Below are 20729 nucleotides of genomic sequence, written 5' to 3'. Positions count from 1 at the left end.
CCTAAACGATCCAAGAGAGTAACAAAATGGCAAGAAACCCCGCTTTCGCCGACACCGAGGAAGCCCAGATCCTCCAACACATCCGGAACAACACCGGCATGGACACCGCTCAACTGGCGGCGTTTTTCTGCACCACACCGGAAACCATTCGCCGCTGGCAACGCGGCACCATGCGGGCCCGGGGCCCGGCATTAGGTTTTTTGCGGATCATGGGCATGAACACCCGATGGTCGGTGCGTAACGCCATCAAAATCGGCAAGTTCAACCTGGAAAACCCGAAAGCGGTCGACACACCGCAAGCACTGGAAAACCTGGTTGGGTTTGGCGAAACACTCGACGACGTCTGATTCCCCGCAGCACCAAGGCCCCGTCTGAGTACGGGGCTTTTTTCCTTCGGACTGAGGCCATTAGGCTCAGCTTCGCTGCATCCCCCCCGCAAAATGGTGTCAGTCTGCCCCGGTTCAATCGGCGCGGGCGATTGGGTCACTGAGAAAATCCTGTCTATAAAGCGCAAATCGCTGACTACGCTTGATCCTGTGTGAGCAACAACCGGCTTTGAACGCCACAGGAGACCCTCATGTCATTGAAAGGTTCCAAAACCGAACAGAATCTGAAAGACGCCTTTTCCGGCGAATCCCAGGCCAACCGCCGTTACCTCTACTTTGCCGCCAAAGCAGACGTCGAAGGCTATAACGACGTCGCCGCGGTATTCCGCTCCACCGCCGAAGGGGAAACCGGCCACGCCCACGGCCACCTGGAGTACCTCGAGGAGGTGGGGGATCCCGCCACCGGCCTGCCCATCGGCGGCACCGAGGCCAACCTCAAAGCCTCCATCGCCGGGGAGACCCACGAGTACACCGACATGTACCCGGGGATGGCCAAGACCGCCCGGGACGAGGGCTTCGACGAAATTGCCGACTGGTTTGAAACCCTGGCCAAGGCGGAGCGTTCCCACGCCAACCGCTTCCAGAAAGCCCTCGACAACCTCGACAGCTAAGCAGACGAGCGGCACGGTGCGCCGTGCCGCCTAAGGTCGCCCCATGAGCCGAAAAGAAGGCAGCCTGGAGGCCCCCACCCGCCATCCCATCGATTGGCAGGGGCCGGACTACTACGACCAGGACAAACTGATGGCGGAGCTGGAGCGGGTCTACGACGTCTGCCACGGGTGCCGTCGGTGCGTCAGCCTGTGCCAGTCCTTCCCCACCCTCTTTGACCTGGTGGACGAGTCCGAAACCATGGAGGTGGATGGGGTCGACAAGGCGGATTACTACAAGGTGGTGGAGCACTGCTACCTGTGCGACCTCTGCTTTATGACCAAGTGCCCCTACGTGCCCCCCCACGAATGGGCCATCGATTTTCCCCACCTGATGCTGCAGGCCAAGGCCCAGCACTTCAAAGCCAAAGGCGCGCGGCTGCGGGACAAGGTGCTCACCAACACCGACGCCATGGGCAAGTTCGCCTCCAGCCCCGGAGTGCGCCAGACCATGGCCGGGGTGGGCAACACCGAGATCTTCCGGGTGGCGCTGGAGAAAACCTTCGGCGTGCACCGGGACGCGCCCCTGCCCCACTACCAGCGCCCCACCCTGGAGGAGCGCGCCGCCAATCTGGTGCAGGCTCTGTCGCCCCAACCGGTGGGCGAGACCAGCGGCAAGGTGGCCCTGTTCGCCACCTGCTTTGCCAACTACACCCAGGCCGAGCTGGCGGAGGACTTTTTCAAGGTGTTCCAGCACAACGGCATCCACATCGAGCCGGTCACCGGCGTACAGTGCTGTGGCATGCCCAAGCTGGAGCTGGGGGACCTGGACCAGGTGGCGAAGATGAAGGCGCACAACATCCCCCGGCTGGCGGAGTTGGCCCGACAGGGGTTTGACCTGATTGCGCCCATCCCCTCCTGCGTGCTGATGTTCAAGCAGGAGTTGCCGCTGATGTTCCCCGAGGATGAGGAGGTGGCCCTGGTGCAGCGCGCCTTTTTCGATCCCTTCGAGTACCTCTGGCTGCGCCACAAAGGCGGGGCGCTGAACACCGAGTTCCAGGCCCCCCTGGGAGACGTCACCTACCAGCCCGCCTGCCACCAGCGGGTGCAGAACTTCGGCCCCCGCACCCGGGATCTGCTGGCCCTGGTGCCGGACACCCAGGTGCACACCATCGAGCGCTGCTCCGGCCACGACGGCACCTACGCGGTGAAGGTGGAGACCCGGGATCACGCGCTTAAGATCGCCCGGCCGGTAGTGCGCCACGTGGAGCGTCAGAAACCGGACCACCACGTCAGTGACTGCCCCATGGCCGCCAGCCACATCGGCAGTCAACGCCAAGAACTGGGGGAGAAGGCCAGCCACGCGCCCCACCCCATCACCCTGCTCAGACAGGCCTACGGCCTCTAGGATTTTCGCCATGGATAAGCTGACCCGACAGGACCTTTGGTCACTGGAAGAGTACGCCCAGCAACGCGACGGCTTTCGCCGCCAGGTGTTGGAGCACAAGAAAGACCTGCAACTGACCCTGGGGGAGCATCTGCGCCTGCTGTTCGAGGACCGGCTCACCATTCAGTACCAGATCCAGGAGATGCTGCGCATCGAGCGGGTGTTTGAGCCCGACGCCATCCAGGAGGAGCTGGACGCCTACAACCCCCTCATCCCCGATGGACGCAACTGGAAGGCCACCTTGCTGCTGGAGTACCCCAACGTGGAGGAGCGCCGGGACGCGCTCGCCAGCCTGGTGGGGATGGAGCATCGGATCTGGCTGGCCATCGGCGATCTGCCCAAGGTCTACGCCGTGGCCGATGAGGACCTGGAGCGCTCCGACGAGGAGAAAACCAGCAGCGTGCACTTTTTGCGCTGGGAGCTGAGCGACGCCATGCTGGCCGCCAGCCGCGTCCCCGACGTCACCATCCGGTTTGGCTGTGACCACCCGGCCCTGCCCATCGAAAGTCCGCCATTAACCTCCGGGCAGCGCGCCGCCCTGCTGGCCTGCCTGGACCAACCCAGGCCCCACTGACCCATGACCCGCTGGCTGTTGCTGCTGAGCCTCCTCTGTCCCCCGGCCCTCGCCCAGATGCTGGAGCCGGAGCGCATCGCTCTGCTCAGCCTGCAGGGCCACTGGCTGGGGGAGTGGGAGCTGCCCACCCCCGGCAGTGACCGGCCCCTGGTGGTGCCCCTGGTGATCTCCAGCACCCTCTCCAGCGACGGCAACTGGCTGGTGGAGCGCCTCACCACCCCGGCGGCCCAGTTCAATCAGCAGATCGAGCTGGACATCCCCTTCCGCTTTGCCCAGCAAACCTCCGATCGCAACTTCCACCGGGAGCGGTTGCTGGTGGCAATGCAGTACCTGAGCGAGCACAGCTGGGTGCTGGTGTTCGAGTACTCCACGCTGCAGTTGGAGCGGCCGGTGCGCATTCGCCAGACCTGGACCCGCACCCACGGTGGCTTCGAGCGGGTGGAGGAGATTGACCACCAGGACGACAAGGGCGAGAACTGGGTACTGCGCCAGCGACAGCGTCTGGCCCCTGCACCGCCCTAGGTCACACCACACCGCCCGAGCACGAAGCTCGGCACTTTTCTGGTATTCTCCCACCCCACTGAGTTTCCCAACGGTATCGCCCCTTGAGCCTGAGCGCCTTTACCGAGCTGCCCCTAAGTGCCCCGCTGCAACTTGAGCTGGCACGTTGCGGCTACACCCGGCCCACCCCCATCCAGCAGGTGGCCTTGCCTCGCATCCTCAAAGGCGAGAGCCTGCGCCTTGAGGCCCCCACCGGCAGCGGCAAAACCCTGGTTTTTGCCCTGGCCCTGCTGCAGCGGTTGAGTCCCAACGCCCCCGGCCCCCAGGCCCTGGTGCTCAGCCCCACCCGGGAGCTGGCCCAGCAAAGCGCCCAGGTGTTGCGTCAACTGGGGCGGGCGGTGGACAACCTCAAGGTGCAGCTGGTGATGGGCGGCGCCGATATCGACCGTCAGCGCGCGGCCCTGGCCGCCGGGGTCGACATCCTGGTGGCCACCCCCGGCCGCCTCCACGCGCTGGTACAGGAGGGGGCCGTAAGCCTGGATGGGCTCAACACCCTGGTGCTGGACGAGGCGGATCGCATGCTGATCGCCGGCTTCGAGCCGGATCTGCGGGCCCTGGCCGGGCGGTTGCCGCCCCATCGCCAGACCCTGATGCTCTCCGCCACCTACCCCGAGCGCCTGAACGCCTTGGGCGAAACCCTGATGGGCAATGCCCCGCTGTGCCGTGTCGCCAGCGAAGCGACAGAACCCAGCCTCACCCAGTGGCACAGCCCCCAGGCCGATGACGATGCCGCGCTGACGACCACGGTGCGCCTGCTCTTTGCAACTCCCGGCCCGGCGGTGGTCTTCGTCAACACCAAGGTCCGCTGCCAGCAGCTGGGCCCTCGGCTTAAGCGTCTTGGGGTGGCCCTGGTCAGCCTGCACGGGGATCTCAACGCCCTGGCCCGGGAGCAGGCGCTGGTGCGCTTCGCCAACGGCTCCACCCCGGTGCTGCTGTGCACCGACCTGGCCGCCCGCGGCATCGACATCGACGGCGTCGCTCAGGTGATCAACTTCGACGTGCCGGGCGAGCCCGACACCTACACCCACCGCATCGGCCGCACCGCTCGGGCCGGCGCCGCCGGCCAGGCCATCACCCTGCACCGCGCCGACGAGCACCCCGCCCTGGCCACCATCGAGGCCCACACCGGGCAGGCGCTCCAGAGGCTGACCCTGCCCGAAGCGGCCGCGCGTCCGGCGCCCAGCCCCTGGGTCACCCTGGTGGTGGACGCCGGCAAACGGGCCCGGCTGGGCCGCGGGGATCTGCTGGGGGCGCTGGTGAAAACCGCCGGACTGACCGCCCAGCAGGTGGGAAAAATCGACCTTCGGGAGCAGCACAGCTACGCCGCCGTGGACCGGCACGCCGTGGGGGCCGCCCTGGCGGCGCTGAACGGCGCCCAGATCAAGGGCAAGCCGGTGCGCTGCAGGCTGCTGCTGTAAGGGGAAACTGACATCTAACTCACGGAAAAGGTTAATCAAAAGTTAACCCACGCCATCCGGCCGCCGCCTAGTCTGTGAAGCAATTTCACCGCACGGAGGCGCGCCCCCTCATGAGCTTATCGCAGCATGCTGACCGGCTATGGTCCGACCCCGAACCCTGGTCCACAGTGGGCACAAACGTGATACACTTCACGCCCGAATATCAAGATCCAAGCCGTTGCCCCAGAAGGCCCATTTTAATGGACGACAAGAAACGCCCCCTCTATATCCACTACGCAGGCCCGGTCCTGCTGGAAACCCCCCTGCTGAACAAAGGTTCCGCCTTCTCCGAAGCGGAGCGCAGCGAGTTTAACCTCACCGGCCTGGTGCCCGACGCCGTCGAGACCATCGAAGAGCAGGCTGAGCGCGCCTACCTGCAGTTCCAGTCGTTCACCAACGACATGGACAAGCACGTCTACCTGCGAAACATCCAGGACACCAACGAGACGCTGTTCTACCGCCTGGTGCAGGACCACATCACCGAGATGATGCCCATCATCTACACCCCCACCGTGGGTGCGGCCTGTGAGGAGTTTTCCAACATCTACCGCCGCTCCCGGGGGCTGTTCATCTCCTACCCCAACCGGGACAAGATTGACGATGTGCTCAACAACGCCACCCGCCACAACGTAAAGGTGATTGTGATCACCGACGGCGAGCGGATCCTGGGCCTGGGGGATCAGGGGATCGGCGGCATGGGGATCCCCATCGGTAAGCTCTCTCTCTACACCGCCTGTGGTGGGATCAGCCCCGCCTACTGCCTGCCCATCGTGCTGGACGTGGGCACCGACAACAAGCAGCGCCTCAACGACCCCATGTACATGGGCTGGCGTAACCCCCGCATCGGCGGCGAGGAGTACAGCCAGTTCGTCGACGACGTGATCCAGGCGATCAAGGTGCGCTGGCCCGACGCCCTGCTGCAGTTCGAGGATTTCGCCCAGAAGAACGCCATGCCGCTGCTGGAGCGCTACAAGGACGAGATCTGCTGCTTCAACGACGACATCCAGGGCACCGCCGCAGTCACCGTGGGCTCCCTGCTGGCCGCCTGTAAGGCCCAGGGCAAGGATCTCAAGGAGCAGCGGGTGGCCTTCCTCGGCGCCGGCTCCGCCGGCTGCGGCATCGCCGAGGCGATCATCGCCGAGATGGTGGCCCAGGGGCTGTCCGAGAAGAAGGCCCGCAGCCAGATCTTTATGGTGGACCGCTGGGGCCTGCTGCAAGATGGCATGGTCAACCTGCTGGATTTCCAACAGAAGCTGGTGCAGGACCCCAAGGTGGTGGCCGACTGGACGCTGGAGCACGACAACGTCTCCCTGCTGGATGTGATGAACAACGCCAAACCCAGCGTGCTGGTGGGCGTGTCCGGCGCGCCGGGGCTGTTCACCAAGGAGGTGATCACCGCCATGGCCGAGCACCATGAGCGCCCCATCGTCTTCCCGCTCTCCAACCCCACCAGCCGCATCGAGGCGGTGCCGGAAGACATCCTGCGCTGGACCGACGGTCGTGCCCTGGTGGCCACCGGCAGCCCCTTCCAGGACGTGGTGCTGGGGGAGGAGACCTACCCCATCGCCCAGTGCAACAACAGCTACATCTTCCCCGGCATCGGCCTGGGGGTGATCGCCTGTGGCGCCAGCCGGGTGACCGACAACATGCTGATGGCCTCCAGCCGCGCCCTGGCGGAGTGCTCCCCCCTGGCGCAGAAGAACGAAGGGGGCCTGCTGCCGCCGCTGGAGGAGATCCAGGAGGTCAGCAAGCAGATCGCCTTTGCTGTGGCCAAGGTGGCCATGGCCGACGGCGTGGCCGTAAAGGTGAAGAACGACGACTTGCGGGCCGCCATCGACGCTGCCTTCTGGAACGCCGAATACCGTCACTACCGACGCACCTCGTTCTAACCCTCAGGGGTTCGACAAAAACGGCAGCCCTTGGGCTGCCGTTTTTCTTGGGTCAGTACTGTGGCGTAAGCCAGTCCCCGAGGAGAAAGGGACTCGAACACACCCAGGTGGATATTGAGCTGGAACAACACAGAGAGAACGAAGGAGCGTTCCATCCCGGGTTCGGCTACCCTAACGGCAACCAAGGAGAACCCTGTGACTCGCTTAAGCCACTGGTGGCCGGTCTTTTTTGCCCTTGCCGCCCTGACAGGATGCCAACAGCCCATGCCCACCCCGCCCGCCAAACCCAGCGTCGAGCGCCTTAAGGTCGCCACCTTTAACGTCAGCATGGAGGCGAGCAACTACCGCCAGGGTGGCGAGGCGCTTGATCCCGACAGCCTGAGCCAGCATCTGGCCAGTGGCACCCATCCGCAGATCCGCAACATCGCCGAAATTCTCCAGCGGGTGCGGCCGGACATCGTACTGCTGAACGAGTTCGACTACATCGAAGATCCCGCGCTCGGCGTCGAGGCCTTTCTGCGCAATTACCTGGCGGTGCCCCAGGTGGACCAGGCGCCTCTGGATTACCCCTACTACTACACCGCCCCGGTCAACACCGGGGTGCCCAGCCCCTTTGATATCGACGGTGATGGCGTGGCCTCGGGCACCGGGGGCGACGCCTGGGGCTTTGGTCACTACCCGGGCCAGTACGGCATGGTGGTGCTCTCGCGCTACCCCATCGACACCCAGCGGGTGCGCAGTTTCCGCCGCTTCCCCTGGCACCGGATGCCGGACGCCCAGCCGATCCTCAAGCCCGATGGCACCCCCTTCTACGATGCCGACACCTGGCAGGGGCTGCGCCTCTCCTCCAAAGCCCACTGGGATCTGCCGGTCCAGGTGGGCAACCGCCGGGTGCACATCCTGGCCGCCCACCCCACCCCGCCGGTGTTCGACGGCCCGGAGGATCGCAACGGGGCCCGCAACTTCGATGAGATCCGCCTCTGGGCGGATCACCTTAGCAGCGCCGATTACCTGGTGGATGACGCCGGCCGGTCCGGGGGCCTGCCCGCCGACACCCGCTTTGTGATTCTCGGCGATTACAACGCCTCCCCGGTGGAGGGGCAGAGCCGCCCCGGGGCCATCGCCCAGCTGCTGGAGCACCCCAGGGTCAACGCCGAGCTTATCCCCTTCAGCACCGGCGCCGAGCTGCACAGCCCGGACAACCCCCATGGCCGTTTCCACACCGCCGCCTGGCGGGCCCAGGTGGACTATGTGCTGCCCTCCCGCTTCGGGTTTACCCCGCTTCGGGGCGGGGTGTTCTGGCCGGTGGACGGGCTGGAGCTGTCCCGACTGGTGGCCGAACGGGGGGCCTCGTCGGACCATAGACTGGTGTGGTTAGAACTGGAACTAACTGGAAACTAAGATTTTTTTATATATCCCTGGGGCAAACTCATTGGGCGACGGCGCGGCTTTGTGGTAGTCTCCGGCCCAGTTACCCATGCCCCATGTCCAGTAGTTACGTCATGAGCCATTACGTCCGCCGTCCCCTCTCCCTGCCCGCCAACCCCATTGCGCTGTTTGAGCACCTGGCCCACCAAAGCTGGGCGATGCTGCTGGACTCGGCGGTGGCGGATCTGGACGACGCCCACCCGGACGCCTGCTTTGACATCCTGGTGGCGGATCCCCGCGCCACCGTGATCACCCGGGGGGACACCACCTGGGTTCAGCAAGGCAGCAACAGCAGCGCCCATCAGGGGGACCCGCTGCAGGTGCTGGCGATGACCCAGAACGCGGTGCTCGGCCCCCAGCTGGAGGGCCCCAAAGACCTGCCCTTTATCGGCGGCGCCCTGGGCCACTTCAGCTACGATCTGGGCCGCCGTTTCGAGCGCCTGCCGGCCCTGGCCGAGGACGACATCGGTCTGGCGGAGATGGCGGTGGGGATCTACGACTGGGCCCTGGTCATCGATCAGCGCCACTACCAGGTGGAACTGGTGGTGCTGGGAGACGAGGCCCAGTGGCAGGAGCGCTACCACTGGCTGGTGGCTCAGCTCTCCCAGGAGCCCGGCCCCTTCGGTTTTGCCCTCAAAGGCCCCTGGCAGCACCAGCTGACCGAGGCCCAGTACCGGGAGCGCTTCGAGAAGGTGCAGGCCTACCTGGCCAGCGGCGATTGCTACCAAATTAACCTGACCCAGCGTTTCAGCGCCCCCTACGGTGGCAACGAGTGGGACGCCTACAAGGCCCTGCGTCAGCACAACCTGGCCCCCTTCTCCGCCTACATTCGACTGCCGGATGCGGTGCTGCTCTCCCTCTCGCCGGAGCGCTTCTTGCTGGTGGAGGGCACACAGGTGCAGACCAAGCCCATCAAGGGCACCCGTCCCCGCTTCGAGGATCCGGCCCAGGACGCGCAAAGCGCCCTGGCGCTGCAGCAATCCCCCAAAGATCGGGCGGAGAACCTGATGATCGTGGACCTGCTGCGCAATGACCTGGGCCGCATCGCCGCCCCGGGCTCGGTGCGGGTGCCGGCGTTGTTCGCCATTGAAAGCTTTCCGGCGGTGCACCACCTGGTCAGCACCGTCACCGCCACCCTGGCGGATGAGGCCGGCCCCCTGGATCTGCTGCGCAGCGCCTTCCCCGGCGGCTCCATCACCGGGGCCCCCAAGATCCGCGCCATGGAGATCATCGAGGAGCTGGAGCCAAACCGGCGCAGCCTCTACTGCGGCAGCATCGGCTACCTCAGCCAGCACGGGCGGATGGACACCAGCATTACCATCCGCACCCTGGTGGCCCGCGAGGGGCAACTGCACTGCTGGGCCGGAGGCGGCATCGTTGCCGACTCCCAGTGCGAAGCGGAATACCAGGAGAGCTTCGACAAGGTCAGCCGCATCCTGCCCCTGCTCAACGAGTTGAAAACGCAAAAAGTTTGAACTTTCGGCTGACAGTGTTCGCCCAAAAGGAGTAAGTTCAAAGCCAATGACAGGCCCATTGGCGACCGGGCTTCAAGGAGGCGAACCTGTGTCCAAGCTGCTCAACACCCTGCTGTTTCTCACCTCAGCGCTGCTGGCCCACCCGGCCTCGGCCCAGCCCGCACCGGACTTTGAACTCACCCTGGATGGGCAAGCCACCACTGTGGTCGCCCTCTCTCAAGAGCGCCTGGTCTACCTGGACTTCTGGGCCAGCTGGTGCGGCCCCTGCCGGTACAGCTTTCCCTTTATGAACCAGTTGGAAGCCGAGCTCGGCCCACGGGGCCTGACGGTGATCGCCGTTAACGTCGATGTGGATCCCGAGGACGCCAAGCCCTTCCTCGCCAAGTACCCGGCGGACTTTGCCATTCACTACGACCCGGAAGGCGCCATCGCCGAGGCCTACCAGGTGCCCGGCATGCCCACCAGCTACCTCATCCGCGACGGCCAGATCCTGGCCAGCCACGTGGGCTTTCGCCAGAGTCAGGCGCAGGTGTTAACCGCCGAGATCGTCGAGCACCTGCCCAACCCTTAAGGGTTTGGAGGCCCCATGCGTCGACCCGCGCTCATCGCCATCCTCACCCTCACCCTGACCAGCGGCTGCGCCAGCCTGGGGGTGGCGCCCTGGGAGCGGGGCGTCCTGGCTGAGCCGCGCATGGCCCTGGAGGCCGATGCGCTGGACAAGGGATTTGATGACCACATCCACTTCTCCAAGGAGGCCAGCAGTGGTGGCCGGGGCACCTCCGGGGGCGGCTGCGGATGCAACTAGGGCGCCACGCACGGATCTCCGGTGCACTGGCGGCCGCCAGCCAGGCGCTGGTGAACCCGGCCCAGGCCACGGTACTGGGGGAGGAGGCCGACTGGCGCTATGAAGCGGCCCTGCTCTACTACGGCGAAGAGGACGACAGGGTCAGCGCCATCGAGGGCCGCCTGCAGGCCAGCGCCACCGACGCCGACGGTCGTCGCCTGCAACTGGCCCTCACCCTCGACAGCCTCACCGGCGCCACACCCACCGGCGCCGTCCCCCAGACCGCGCCGCAAACCTTCACCCGCCCCTCCGGGCGGGGCGAGTACGTCGTCGCGCCAGGCCAAACGCCCCTGGACGACACCTTCAAGGACACCCGGCTGCAGCTGAACGCCGGCTGGGCGACGCCCCTGGCTCGCAACTGGGAGACGGACCTGGCCGCCCACCTGTCCAAGGAGTACGACTACCTCTCCCTGGGCCTCAGCGCCGGTCTGACCCGCAGCCTCAATCGCAACAACACCCAACTGCGCCTGGGCGGCTCGGCGTTTTTCGATACCATCGAGCCGGAGGGGCGGGTGCCCCTGCCCCTGGCCACCATGCCGTTGCGGGCGGATTACGACTCCGAGGAGGCCTTTGCCAACGCCTTTGCCGCCACCCGGGGCAATCGTACCGACCACAAGCGCACCGCCGAGCTCACCCTGGGGCTGACCCAAACCCTGACCCGCACCCTGGTGATGCAGGTCAACTACGGTCTGGCCGAGATCAGCGGCTATCAGAGCGACGCCTTCAAACTGCTCAGCGTGGTGGACGACAGCGGCACGGCCCTTCGCCAACTCTACGAGTCCCGCCCCCGGCGCCGCACCAAACACACCCTGTTCTGGCAGGCCAAGGCCCACTTCGGCGCCCCGGTGCTGGACGCCAGTTACCGATACCTGCACGACGACTGGGGCATCGACTCCCACACCCTGGACTTGCGTCTCAACACCCGGTTGGCCCCGGGGCACAGCCTGGAGCCCCAGTTTCGCTTCTACCGCCAGAGCGCGGCGGATTTTTATCGCCCCTTCCTTGAGGCGGACACGCCCCTGCCCCAGCACGCCAGCGCCGATTACCGTCTGGCCAAGATGGACACCTACACCCTGGGGCTCAAGTACGCCCTGCCGGTTCAGGGCAACGAAGCCCACCTGCGTCTGTCCTACTACTGGCAGCGGCCCGAGGGGCCGGCGGGCCCGGGGCAGCTGTCGAGGCTGGAACTCTACCCCGAGGTCCGGGCGCTGATCCTGCAACTGGGCTACCGCTTCTAATGACCCCGATCGCTCTGGAGCGTCGCAGCGACGGCCTGCTCTTAGGCCGTTTTACCGCCATGGCCTGCCCCTGCGAGCTGCTGTTTGATGGCATTGCGCCCAAGGCAGCCCAGATGCTGTTTGACCAGGCGGTCGCCCAGGTCCAGGCCATCGAACACAAGTACAGCCGCTACCGCCAAGGCAACCTGTGCCACCGCATCAACCAAAGCCAGGGCCAGCCAGTGGCCCTGGACGAGGAGACCGTACGTCTGCTGCGCTTTGCCGATGCCTGTTATCGCTTAAGCGACGGATTGTTTGATCTCACGTCCGGAGTGCTGCGCCGCGCCTGGCACTTTGATGGTTCGGACCGGCTGCCCGAGGCCGCCACCATCAACGCCCTGCTGCCCTTTGTGGGCTGGGATAAGGTGCGCTTTGACGAGAAAACGGTATGCCTGCCCCGGGGGATGGAGCTGGATTTTGGCGGCATTGGCAAGGAGTACGCGGTGGACCGGGTCATCCAGTGGATGGCGACACACGCCGGGGACGGCGCGGTGCTGGTGAACCTCGGGGGCGACATCGCCGTCACCGGTCCCCGGGTCGGCGGGCAGCCCTGGCAGGTGGGGATCCGCCAGGGGGGCAGCCTGGGCCCCACCTTGACCCTGGCCGGGGGGGCGCTGGCCACCAGTGGCGACACCGAGCGCTTCCTGCTTAAAGAGGGCGTGCGCTACAGCCACCTTATCCACCCCAAAACCGGCTGGGCCACCCGGGGCGGCCCCGGTCAGATCACCGTGGCGGGGAAAAGCTGCCTGCAGGCGGGGCTGCTCAGCACCCTGGCCCTGCTGCACGGCCGCGAGGCGGAGGCCTTTATCCAGGCCCAGGCCGTGCCCTATTGGCTGAGTCCGACGACCGACTCAGCTTAAGCTCATCTCAAAGGTCAGGCGCTCGGCGGCGCTGGGGAACAACAGGGTGACCTTTAGCTGGCCCGTGCCCGCCTCCCACTGGGCCTCACCGGTGGTGCCGGCGGATTGGGTCTGCGCCTCGGCCACCAGCTGATGGAACTGGGTTCGGGCCGCGGTTTCGTCACTGGCCTCGATGATCAGCGCCATCGCCCGCTCCTCCTCGCCGATCACCGACTCCACTTCCACGTGGCCATCGTCACTGTCGACGATGGCGTTCTTGGTGACGTTTTCCATGCTGCTGCCCTCCTACCCGGCAAAGCCCACCGCAGGAGTATAGTTGCGCCAATCCGCTCTGGTATCCGGGCGCCAGACGGGGGATGATGGCCTCCATGCTCCGCTCACCTGCCCCGGGAGGCCATGATGACCCGCACCCTGCTGCTCCTTGCCGCCATTTTCGCCTGGCCCGTCAGTGCTAACGCCAGCGTGACCGCCGAGCAGGAGATCCAGCACCTGTTAAACGCGGTGGCCGACTCTCCCTGCACCTTTATCCGCAACGGCAAATCCTACGATGGCGAGGACGCTCGCTCCCACCTGGAGCGCAAGTACAACTACATCCTGGGCAAAGGCCATGAGCTGACCGCCGAGCAGTTCATCGAACACGCGGGCACCCAGAGCAGCTGGTCCGGCCGCAACTATCAGATCCAGTGCCCCGACAGTCCCGCCGAACCCAGCGCCGACTGGTTACTGCGGGCCCTGGCGGCGTATCGCCAGGCCCAGTAAGGCCATCAGCGCGAGTTGGCCGCCGTGCGGGTAACCTGCTCACGCAGCCCACGAAGGGTGTGGTAAGGCTGGGACACCGTCACCTGGTTGATGAGCCAGGCCGGCAGCCGACCACCGGGATCGGTCAGCACCCGGTAATGCACCCGGGTGACGGTGGGGCTCACCGGCGTCAGCACCCAGAGGCTCTCCAGACGCGGTACCCGCACCGCCCCCTTGACCGGTTCGATCGCCTCCGGCAACCCTTTTTGCTCCAGGCGCACCTGGCCGGTCTCGGTGTCGTGGATGTAGTGGTTCAGCACCACGGCATCGCGGTCCGCCACCGGCCAGGGGGCTTCGCTGTAGGTGTAAGTCAGGCTGCGATCGGCGTCGATCTGCTCCAAAAGACGCATCTGCTCGACGTTCTCCACCCACTCCACGCCGATCTCCACATCCTGAAGCACCGCCAGCACGGCCTCCACCGAAGCGGAGATCTCCGCCACCGCCATAAACTCCTTGAAGGGGGTGTCCGGCGCGTCCCGGCGGTACACCTGGATCCCGCTGCGCTCCCGGGCTTTCTGCCAGCCCGCTTCCTGCTCCAGTGGCTTCTCATCCGCCAGGGTCGGCCACGCCAACCCCAAGACCAGAAGGCTCGTCATCACCATTTTCATGACACCACCACCTTGCGCCCTTTCCAGGTGATCGCCGCCTTGTCCGCCAGGCGATAGGCGTTGACCACCAGCATCCCCTGCATGCTGAGCCCCAGTGGCAGGGCCCAGAAGTAGCGCAGGGGCACCTGCAGGGCGCTGAGCATCTTCACTGCGGTGATCACCACCGCCAGAGTGACCCCGGCGGCCACCGTCGTGACCGCCATTGCGGAGGCAGCACCGCCCAGGTGCAGGCCCAGGGCCGCCAGCCACAGCGCCGGGGGCGTCCAGGCCAACATCAGGGCCCGGGCCAGCAGCACCGCGGCGTGGGTGCGGGAGCGGCACTGGATGATGCGGTTCATGTTCTTGGAAAAGCCCAGCCAGATCTCCTCGCGGTTGGTGTACATGCGGGTGCTCATCAGGTCATCGGCAAAGGCCCAGAACAGACGAAACCCCCGCTGCTTCATGGCGCGGGCGAACGCCAGATCCTCGGAGATCTCCCCGGCCACTACCTGGTGTCCGTCCACCGCCCAGTAGGCGTCGCGGCGGAACATCATCGCCTGACCGTTGGCGATCGCCTCCTCGCTGTCGGGATCGTTGGACTGGCCGAAGCGCATAAAGGAAGCGATCCCCAGGAACAGGCCCGGCAGCCAGGTGCGCTCGGCGAAAGACTCCATCCGTTGACGGGGATTGAAGGAGAGCAGGTCAATCTCGCGGGCCAGGGCAAAGCGGGTCACCGAGCGCAGCATCTCGGGCTCGGATTGGGTATCGGCATCGACAAAAAAGAGGTAATCCCCTCGGGCGTGCTGGGCGCCCACCATGCAGGCGTTGCTCTTGCCAAACCAGCCCTTAGGCAGGGGGCGGCCGGAGACGCAGCGCACCGGCACCGCGCTCTGGGCGGCGATCCGCTCCACCAGGGCCCGGGTGTTGTCCTCGGAGAAATCGTCCACCACCACCACTTCGTAGCGGTCCTGGGGGTAGTCCTGGGCGACCAGGGAGCCCAGCGCCGTGGGGATATTGGCCTCCTCGTTACGGGCCGGGATGATCACGCTGACAAAGGGCCAGTCACTGTGTTCACCGCGATCGACGCCAATGTGGACCCGGTCCCGCTCGAGCAGGAACAGCCGGAAGAGAAACAAACCTATGGCCGCCGCGGCGACCAAAGCAGCGAACAACATAACGCGCCCCAAAAACTGTCAAACGGCCATGATCGGGCACGCCAGGTGTACCCAGGCTGAATTGGCCCCCGGCTCCGGCGCCGGACATCAAAAAAGGTGAGCCGCCCCCCAGGTTCAGCCCCCTATTGGCACAGCGGCGTAAACCGACAGTTTCAACGTCCGCCATAAACTGTTTTCGGCTTGGCGGCATTTTTCATTCACTCGTTTGGGCGTAATCTCGCCAATCTCGTTTTCCCATGACGCAGTGAGGTTTTCATGCGCTACCAAGGTAAGGTGTACCGCCCCTGGCCCGAGGCCAACAGTCTGCTGATCCAGGCGACCCTGGGCTGCAGCAACAACCAGTGCACCTTCTGCACCATGTTTGACGACAAGCGGTTCAAGATCCGCGAGATGGACGACATCTTTGCCGACATCGAGAGCGCCCGGGCCCGTTACTCCGAGGTCCGCTCCATCTTTTTTATCGACGGCAACGTGATGGCGATGCGCACCGAGCTGCTGCTGGCCATCCTCAACAAGATCACCACCACCTTCCCGGAGTGCGAACGCATCGCGCTCTACAGCTGCCTTAACGATCTGCGGCGCAAATCCGATGAGGATCTGGCGGCGCTCAAGGCGGCTGGGGTATCGATGATCTACGCCGGCCTGGAGTCCGGTGACCCGCTGGTGTTGGAGAAGATCAAAAAGGGGATGACCGCGGAGCAGGCCCGGGACGGGATGGCCAAGGCCAAGAAAGCCGGCATCGAGGTGCTGCTCTCTTTCATCTTCGGCCTGGGGGGCAAAGACCGCTCCGAGGCGCACATCCAGGCCACCACCGCCCTGCTCAATGAACTGAAACCCGAGCAGATCGCCCCCATGGCGCTGGCGGTGCAGCCGGGCAGTGAGCTGGCCCAGGAGGTGGCGCGGGGCGAGTTTCTGCTGCCCACGCCGTTGCAGCTGCTGGAGGAGGAGCGCCACCTGCTGGCCAATCTTAAGTTCGACACCTTCTACTGGGGCGACCACGGCAACAATGTGCTGTCGATGAAAGGCTGGCTGCCGGAACAGCAACCGACCTTCCTGGCCCGGGTGGAGCACGCCATGGCCCACCACCCCATCGCCCAGCAGAACCGGTTGCTGACCCAGCCCTGGTAGGCCCGGACTCAACCGCAACTTGAAGCGGGTGCCCACATTGGGTCACCCGCTTACAACCCCACCCGCACTGGCCTTTGCCCCGGTAGTTCTGGCAAGCTGAACAGGAGTACCCATCCCAAAAGCGAACCGATGGACAAAACGGAGTTTCTGACCCGCTTTCATTTGAGCCCCGGCCCCGACGGGGAGGATCCCCTGCGTCCGGCCCTGACCGGCCACCCCAAATTGCGCGACGCAGCGGTGCTGATTGGTCTGCAGCAGATGGAGGGGCGGCTGAACCTGCTGCTCACCGAACGCACCGCGGAGATGCCCACCCACGCCGGACAAATCGCCTTTCCCGGCGGCAAGGTGGACGAGGAGGACGCCACCCCCTGGGATACGGCAGTGCGGGAGTCCTGGGAGGAGATCGGCCTGCCCGCCAGCCACGTGACCCGCATCGGTGCCCTGCCGGAGTTTCACACCCTGAGTCACTTCCGGGTGTTCCCCCAGGTGGCGCTGATCACCCGCCCCTTTACCCCGGTGCTGTCCGAGCGGGAAGTGGCCCGCATGTTCTACGCGCCGCTGGAGGATTTTCTTCAGCCCGAGCGGCGCTGGCACCTCTCCGTGGGGCGCGCCGGTACCGACCACAGCGTCTACTTTATGCCCCACCAGGTCTGGGGCGCGACAGCGGCTATGATAGAACAACTGGCCCGCCAGCTCGGCTTTGGCCAGGCCCCCCCGGGGCCCTGACAGATCGGCCTTGAGAAACTGCTGTATCTAGGTAAGATGTCCGGTTCCGGCAAACGCCGAAAACTGTTTATTATTCGACTCGTTGGAGAACTTTCCGAGTATGACCCTGGCAACCATTGCTGACGTCCTGAAAGGCGATCACGCTGTCGGCAGCGAAGTGACCGTGCGCGGCTGGATCCGCACCCGTCGCGATTCCAAAGCTGGCATCTCTTTTTTGGCCGTGTATGACGGCTCCTGTTTTGACCCGATCCAGGGCGTGGTCCCCAATGAGCTGCCCAATTACAACGACGAAGTGCTGCGCCTGACCGCCGGCTGCTCCGTGGCCATGACCGGCGAGGTGGTGGAATCCCCCGGCAAGGGCCAGGCCTTCGAACTGAAGGTGAGCGCCGTTGAGGTGATCGGCTGGGTGGAAGACCCGGACACCTACCCAATGGCGGCCAAGCGTCACTCCATCGAGTACCTGCGTGAAGTGGCCCACCTGCGTCCGCGCACCAACATCACCGGTGCGGTGATGCGCGTGCGAAACTGCCTCTCCCAGGCGATCCACCGCTTCTACCACGAGCAGGGCTTCATCTGGGTCTCCACCCCGATCCTGACCGCCTCCGACGCCGAGGGCGCCGGTGAGCTGTTCCGGGTCTCCACCCTGGACATGAACAACCTGCCCCGCCTGGACAACGGCGAGGTGGATTACGACCAGGACTTTTTCGGTAAGGAGACCTTCCTGACCGTCTCCGGTCAGCTCAACGCCGAAACCTACGCCTGCGCCATGAGCAAGGTGTACACCTTCGGCCCGACCTTCCGCGCCGAGAACTCCAACACCTCTCGCCACCTGGCGGAGTTTTGGATGGTGGAGCCAGAAGTGGCCTTCGCCGATCTGGACGACAACGCCGCCCTGGCCGAAGCCATGCTCAAGTACTGCTTCAATGCCGTACTGGAGGAGCGGATGGACGATCTGAAGTTCTTCGAGCAGCGCGTGAACAAAGAGGTGATCACCCGTCTGCAGGACTTCGTGAAAGCCGACTTTGCCCAGGTGGACTACAGCGACGCCATCGAGATCCTCAAAGACTGCGGCAAGACCTTCGAGTTCCCGGTGGAATGGGGCATCGATCTGGCCTCCGAGCACGAGCGCTTCCTCGCCGAGGAGCACTTCAAGGCGCCGGTGGTGGTGAAGAACTACCCCAAAGACATCAAAGCCTTCTACATGCGCCTGAACGACGACGGCAAGACCGTGGCCGCCATGGACGTTCTGGCCCCGGGCATCGGTGAGATCATCGGTGGCTCCCAGCGTGAAGAGCGCCTCGAGGTGCTGGATCAGCGCATGGAAGAGATGGGGATCCCCAAAGAGGAGATGTTCTGGTACCGCGATCTGCGTCGCTACGGCACCATCCCCCACTCCGGTTTCGGCCTGGGCTTTGAGCGCCTGGTCAGCTATGTCACCGGCGTGGCCAACATCCGCGATGTGATCCCCTTCCCCCGCAGCCCGCGCAGCGCCAACTTCTAAGCGCGGCCCGAGGGTCGAAAAAAGCGCGCCCTTCGGCGCGCTTTTTTGTGTCTTCAGAATCTCAATGCAGCGCCCGTCCGCAGCCTCGGTAGGTGCGCTCGCCGTCGGTCACGGTGACCGTGGTTTCAAAGGCCTCGCCGCTCATGCTGTCGCTGCAGGCCTTGCCCTCCAGGGTCACGCTCACCCCCGCCGCCAACTCGAAGCGGCTTGAGCGCTCACCGGTCACCGGCTCGGGCCGGGGCCAGGTTCGCTGGGACATCTCATAGCCGGTTTTAAGCACCACCTTCTCAGGCCACAGCTCCAAAATCCAGGGCGGCTCGTTGCCGATGCCCCGAAAATCCATGCCATCGAGCTTGGCCCCCTCCCAGATGGCCGCCCGGCGATCATTGCGACACCGCTCATCAGCCTGACCGGGCTGGAGCAAGGTGCCCTCCTCCCCCTTAAGCCACAACCCGGTATCGCCCGCCTGGTAGCGGGCCCCGGAGGCGGTGGGCACCCGCTCGGCCATAAGGGTCTCACCGGGCAGGAACAGCCAGGCCCGCTCCCCCTCCACTCGGGCGGTAAAGGTGAGGGTTTCGCAGGCCATGACCAGGGTCACCGGTTTGACCTCGGGGACCGGCGTGTCCGGTTCCGAGCTGGCCGGTCCGGCACAGCCACTTAATAGCAACACAGAGAGGGAGAGGGGCAGAGACTTCATGGGGATTCCTTGGCTTCAACCGGCGATTCAAAGCGCCATACGTCGTTGTCCACATTAAGGTAATTGAGTGGATCGTCAAAGTCGAAGGTCTCCCGGTCGCCACCGAAGGTGAAGATCACCGGGCGGCGCTGCCCCTCGGTGATCACCAGGGCATCGAAGTCGTACTTGATCTCCGAGGGCGCCACCGCGTTCCAGGGGCTGTCGCTGACCTGGGTCCACTCCCTCCCCTCACGGCTGACCCAGACGTCCATGGGGTTGGCCAGCAGGCCAAAGCCGCCGAAGCACACCAGGTGATCCGCCGCCACCACGCACTGGTGGCCAGGCCTGGGTGACCAGCCGGCGGATGCGGTGACCTGCTCCCAGTGGGCGCCGTCTTTGGAGCGCCAGACGTCGTTGAAATAGGGCGGCGTGCAGGTGGGCAGCGGTGCACAGACAAAGCCCACTTCGCCCCCCAGCAGGTAGAGGTAGCCGTCCTTGCTCAGCAGCACGCCCCCGGCGCGGGCCGCCCAGGGGGCCTGCTCGGTCACCCGCTGCCAGTCCCGGCCGTTGTAGGACTTCCACACGTCGTTGTAGTAGATCCGCTGAGGCGGTCCGCCAATGATGGCGTCATCGTCGTTACGAGAACCGCCAGCGACGTAAAACGCCCCCCGGTGCACCGTCGCCGACAGCCCCGCCCGGCCCTCCCAACCGGCGGCCGCCGTCAGCTGTTGCCAGTGCACGCCGTCCCGGCTGCGCCAGACGTCGTTAAAGAAATCCGACTGGGAGACGAACGGCGGGCAATTCGGTACCCCGGGTGGGCAGGCGTTGGGCACCAGGTTGAAGTTCTGCCCCCCCATCAAGTAGAGGTAGCGCCCGCGCTTTAACGCCTGGAAGTAGGCCCGGGCCGGCCACTGATCCGGTGTACCGGTGGCCAGCACCTGATGCCAGCTGCTGCCCCTGTCCTCGCTCACCCAGACATCGCCGTGGATCACGCTGTCGCCGGGGATGGGGGGAAACTGCGGCGGATTGGGAGTGCGCCCCCCCATCAGCACCAGGCGCTCTCCCTGGGCCAGCACCTGGAGCCCGGCCCGGGGCGACCAACGGGTGCTGCCGTTGACCAGGGTCCAGTGGTAGCGGTCAAAGTCCTGCCAGGCGGCAGGGCCTGTGGCGCCGTTGAGCCACTGCTGCAACTGGCGGGCGAAGGTGGTGGGATCTTGGGCCGCCGGGGCGGCGACGCTCAAACCTAAGAGGCTGACGCAAATCAGGAAACGAAGGATCACGGTGCCCCCTTACAGACTGGGTAGGACAACAACGGCGCCCGGCGTGTCACATCTGTGATGGGCTTCACGCTCC

The 20729-nt window shown here is 65.3% G+C and carries 22 protein-coding genes; 17 read left to right on the top strand and 5 right to left on the bottom strand.

Features of this window, described 5'->3' with window-relative positions; genetic code table 11:
* The first annotated feature begins 26 nt into the window (after positions 1-26).
* From KUV81_RS04865 to KUV81_RS04805, 13 genes are all read left to right on the top strand, one after another.
* Positions 27-347 (top strand): helix-turn-helix domain-containing protein, encoded by a 321-nt coding sequence (locus tag KUV81_RS04865; RefSeq protein ID WP_222542716.1) that lies wholly within the window; start codon positions 27-29, stop codon positions 345-347.
* A 230-nt stretch (positions 348-577) separates the two neighbouring features.
* The gene (locus tag KUV81_RS04860) at positions 578-997 is read left to right on the top strand and encodes a rubrerythrin family protein (protein ID WP_222542715.1); all 420 of its coding nucleotides are present in this window, start codon (positions 578-580) and stop codon (positions 995-997) included.
* A 43-nt stretch (positions 998-1040) separates the two neighbouring features.
* Complete coding sequence (locus KUV81_RS04855) at positions 1041-2381, top strand: heterodisulfide reductase-related iron-sulfur binding cluster (protein ID WP_222542714.1); 1341 nt, start codon at positions 1041-1043, stop codon at positions 2379-2381.
* 10 nt (positions 2382-2391) lie between these two features.
* On the top strand, positions 2392-2994 hold the full coding sequence (locus KUV81_RS04850; RefSeq protein WP_222542713.1) for a DUF3501 family protein: 603 nt from the start codon (positions 2392-2394) through the stop codon (positions 2992-2994).
* Positions 2995-2997: 3 nt separating this feature from the next.
* Entirely contained in the window at positions 2998-3516 is a 519-nt protein-coding gene (locus KUV81_RS04845) for a hypothetical protein (RefSeq protein ID WP_222542712.1), read from the top strand.
* 83 nt (positions 3517-3599) lie between these two features.
* Positions 3600-4973, top strand: coding sequence for a DEAD/DEAH box helicase (locus KUV81_RS04840; protein WP_222542711.1), 1374 nt, complete (start codon positions 3600-3602; stop codon positions 4971-4973).
* 239 nt (positions 4974-5212) lie between these two features.
* Entirely contained in the window at positions 5213-6901 is a 1689-nt protein-coding gene (locus KUV81_RS04835) for an NAD-dependent malic enzyme (protein WP_222542710.1), read from the top strand.
* Between the two features lie 264 nt (positions 6902-7165).
* Complete coding sequence (locus KUV81_RS04830) at positions 7166-8302, top strand: endonuclease/exonuclease/phosphatase family protein (RefSeq protein WP_222542709.1); 1137 nt, start codon at positions 7166-7168, stop codon at positions 8300-8302.
* A 101-nt stretch (positions 8303-8403) separates the two neighbouring features.
* Entirely contained in the window at positions 8404-9804 is a 1401-nt protein-coding gene (pabB, locus tag KUV81_RS04825; protein ID WP_222542708.1) for an aminodeoxychorismate synthase component I, read from the top strand.
* An 88-nt stretch (positions 9805-9892) separates the two neighbouring features.
* Positions 9893-10375, top strand: coding sequence for a TlpA family protein disulfide reductase (locus KUV81_RS04820; protein ID WP_222542707.1), 483 nt, complete (start codon positions 9893-9895; stop codon positions 10373-10375).
* A 15-nt stretch (positions 10376-10390) separates the two neighbouring features.
* Positions 10391-10609 carry a DUF4266 domain-containing protein gene (locus KUV81_RS04815; protein ID WP_222542706.1) on the top strand — a complete coding sequence of 73 codons (219 nt, stop codon included), beginning with the start codon at positions 10391-10393 and terminating at the stop codon, positions 10607-10609.
* Complete coding sequence (locus tag KUV81_RS04810; RefSeq protein WP_222542705.1) at positions 10600-11886, top strand: DUF3570 domain-containing protein; 1287 nt, start codon at positions 10600-10602, stop codon at positions 11884-11886. The genes KUV81_RS04815 and KUV81_RS04810 overlap by 10 nt, the downstream gene beginning before the upstream one ends.
* Positions 11886-12785: an FAD:protein FMN transferase gene (locus KUV81_RS04805; protein ID WP_261389193.1), complete on the top strand. Its 900-nt coding sequence runs from the start codon at positions 11886-11888 to the stop codon at positions 12783-12785. The genes KUV81_RS04810 and KUV81_RS04805 overlap by 1 nt, the downstream gene beginning before the upstream one ends.
* Here the strand turns inward: KUV81_RS04805 and KUV81_RS04800 are convergent.
* The gene (locus KUV81_RS04800) at positions 12777-13058 is read right to left on the bottom strand and encodes a DUF406 family protein (protein WP_222542704.1); all 282 of its coding nucleotides are present in this window, start codon (positions 13056-13058) and stop codon (positions 12777-12779) included. The genes KUV81_RS04805 and KUV81_RS04800 overlap by 9 nt on opposite strands.
* A gap of 126 nt (positions 13059-13184) precedes the next feature.
* Between KUV81_RS04800 and KUV81_RS04795 the strand changes: the two genes are divergently transcribed.
* The gene (locus KUV81_RS04795) at positions 13185-13544 is read left to right on the top strand and encodes a DUF5329 domain-containing protein (protein ID WP_222542703.1); all 360 of its coding nucleotides are present in this window, start codon (positions 13185-13187) and stop codon (positions 13542-13544) included.
* Between the two features lie 5 nt (positions 13545-13549).
* Here the strand turns inward: KUV81_RS04795 and KUV81_RS04790 are convergent, their stop codons facing one another.
* A complete protein-coding gene (locus KUV81_RS04790) occupies positions 13550-14179 on the bottom strand; it encodes an START domain-containing protein (RefSeq protein ID WP_222542702.1) in 630 nt (209 codons plus the stop codon).
* Positions 14180-14187: 8 nt separating this feature from the next.
* The gene (locus tag KUV81_RS04785) at positions 14188-15345 is read right to left on the bottom strand and encodes a glycosyltransferase (RefSeq protein WP_222542701.1); all 1158 of its coding nucleotides are present in this window, start codon (positions 15343-15345) and stop codon (positions 14188-14190) included.
* A 255-nt stretch (positions 15346-15600) separates the two neighbouring features.
* Between KUV81_RS04785 and KUV81_RS04780 the strand changes: the two genes are divergently transcribed.
* From KUV81_RS04780 to asnS, 3 genes are all read left to right on the top strand, one after another.
* Positions 15601-16473 carry a radical SAM protein gene (locus tag KUV81_RS04780; RefSeq protein WP_222542700.1) on the top strand — a complete coding sequence of 291 codons (873 nt, stop codon included), beginning with the start codon at positions 15601-15603 and terminating at the stop codon, positions 16471-16473.
* A gap of 129 nt (positions 16474-16602) precedes the next feature.
* On the top strand, positions 16603-17199 hold the full coding sequence (locus tag KUV81_RS04775) for a CoA pyrophosphatase (protein WP_222542699.1): 597 nt from the start codon (positions 16603-16605) through the stop codon (positions 17197-17199).
* Positions 17200-17299: 100 nt separating this feature from the next.
* A complete protein-coding gene (gene asnS, locus KUV81_RS04770; protein WP_222542698.1) occupies positions 17300-18700 on the top strand; it encodes an asparagine--tRNA ligase in 1401 nt (466 codons plus the stop codon).
* 61 nt (positions 18701-18761) lie between these two features.
* Here the strand turns inward: asnS and KUV81_RS04765 are convergent, their stop codons facing one another.
* On the bottom strand, positions 18762-19397 hold the full coding sequence (locus KUV81_RS04765) for a COG3650 family protein (protein WP_222542697.1): 636 nt from the start codon (positions 19395-19397) through the stop codon (positions 18762-18764).
* Positions 19394-20656, bottom strand: coding sequence for a hypothetical protein (locus KUV81_RS04760; RefSeq protein WP_222542696.1), 1263 nt, complete (start codon positions 20654-20656; stop codon positions 19394-19396). The genes KUV81_RS04765 and KUV81_RS04760 overlap by 4 nt, the downstream gene beginning before the upstream one ends.
* Positions 20657-20729: the final 73 nt, after the last annotated feature.

Source organism: Ferrimonas balearica, assembly GCF_019802085.1.
In the GTDB taxonomy this organism is placed as follows: domain Bacteria; phylum Pseudomonadota; class Gammaproteobacteria; order Enterobacterales; family Shewanellaceae; genus Ferrimonas; species Ferrimonas balearica_B.
The sequence above is the reverse complement of the archived record's forward strand: the minus strand, read 5'-3'. Positions and strand labels throughout refer to the sequence as shown.

Excerpts from the sequence above, each read along its gene's own strand:
- KUV81_RS04810 (WP_222542705.1), top strand. The coding sequence starts at position 10,600 with ATGCAACTAGGGCGCCACGCACGGATCTCCGGTGCACTGGCGGCCGCC.
- asnS (WP_222542698.1), top strand. The coding sequence starts at position 17,300 with ATGACCCTGGCAACCATTGCTGACGTCCTGAAAGGCGATCACGCTGTC.
- KUV81_RS04845 (WP_222542712.1), top strand. The coding sequence starts at position 2,998 with ATGACCCGCTGGCTGTTGCTGCTGAGCCTCCTCTGTCCCCCGGCCCTC.
- KUV81_RS04835 (WP_222542710.1), top strand. The coding sequence starts at position 5,213 with ATGGACGACAAGAAACGCCCCCTCTATATCCACTACGCAGGCCCGGTC.
- KUV81_RS04815 (WP_222542706.1), top strand. The coding sequence starts at position 10,391 with ATGCGTCGACCCGCGCTCATCGCCATCCTCACCCTCACCCTGACCAGC.
- KUV81_RS04790 (WP_222542702.1), bottom strand. The coding sequence starts at position 14,179 with ATGACGAGCCTTCTGGTCTTGGGGTTGGCGTGGCCGACCCTGGCGGAT.
- KUV81_RS04800 (WP_222542704.1), bottom strand. The coding sequence starts at position 13,058 with ATGGAAAACGTCACCAAGAACGCCATCGTCGACAGTGACGATGGCCAC.
- KUV81_RS04775 (WP_222542699.1), top strand. The coding sequence starts at position 16,603 with ATGGACAAAACGGAGTTTCTGACCCGCTTTCATTTGAGCCCCGGCCCC.
- KUV81_RS04850 (WP_222542713.1), top strand. The coding sequence starts at position 2,392 with ATGGATAAGCTGACCCGACAGGACCTTTGGTCACTGGAAGAGTACGCC.
- KUV81_RS04830 (WP_222542709.1), top strand. The coding sequence starts at position 7,166 with ATGCCCACCCCGCCCGCCAAACCCAGCGTCGAGCGCCTTAAGGTCGCC.
- KUV81_RS04795 (WP_222542703.1), top strand. The coding sequence starts at position 13,185 with ATGACCCGCACCCTGCTGCTCCTTGCCGCCATTTTCGCCTGGCCCGTC.
- KUV81_RS04865 (WP_222542716.1), top strand. The coding sequence starts at position 27 with ATGGCAAGAAACCCCGCTTTCGCCGACACCGAGGAAGCCCAGATCCTC.
- KUV81_RS04765 (WP_222542697.1), bottom strand. The coding sequence starts at position 19,397 with ATGAAGTCTCTGCCCCTCTCCCTCTCTGTGTTGCTATTAAGTGGCTGT.
- KUV81_RS04860 (WP_222542715.1), top strand. The coding sequence starts at position 578 with ATGTCATTGAAAGGTTCCAAAACCGAACAGAATCTGAAAGACGCCTTT.
- KUV81_RS04780 (WP_222542700.1), top strand. The coding sequence starts at position 15,601 with ATGCGCTACCAAGGTAAGGTGTACCGCCCCTGGCCCGAGGCCAACAGT.
- KUV81_RS04805 (WP_261389193.1), top strand. The coding sequence starts at position 11,886 with ATGACCCCGATCGCTCTGGAGCGTCGCAGCGACGGCCTGCTCTTAGGC.
- KUV81_RS04855 (WP_222542714.1), top strand. The coding sequence starts at position 1,041 with ATGAGCCGAAAAGAAGGCAGCCTGGAGGCCCCCACCCGCCATCCCATC.
- KUV81_RS04785 (WP_222542701.1), bottom strand. The coding sequence starts at position 15,345 with ATGTTGTTCGCTGCTTTGGTCGCCGCGGCGGCCATAGGTTTGTTTCTC.
- pabB (WP_222542708.1), top strand. The coding sequence starts at position 8,404 with ATGAGCCATTACGTCCGCCGTCCCCTCTCCCTGCCCGCCAACCCCATT.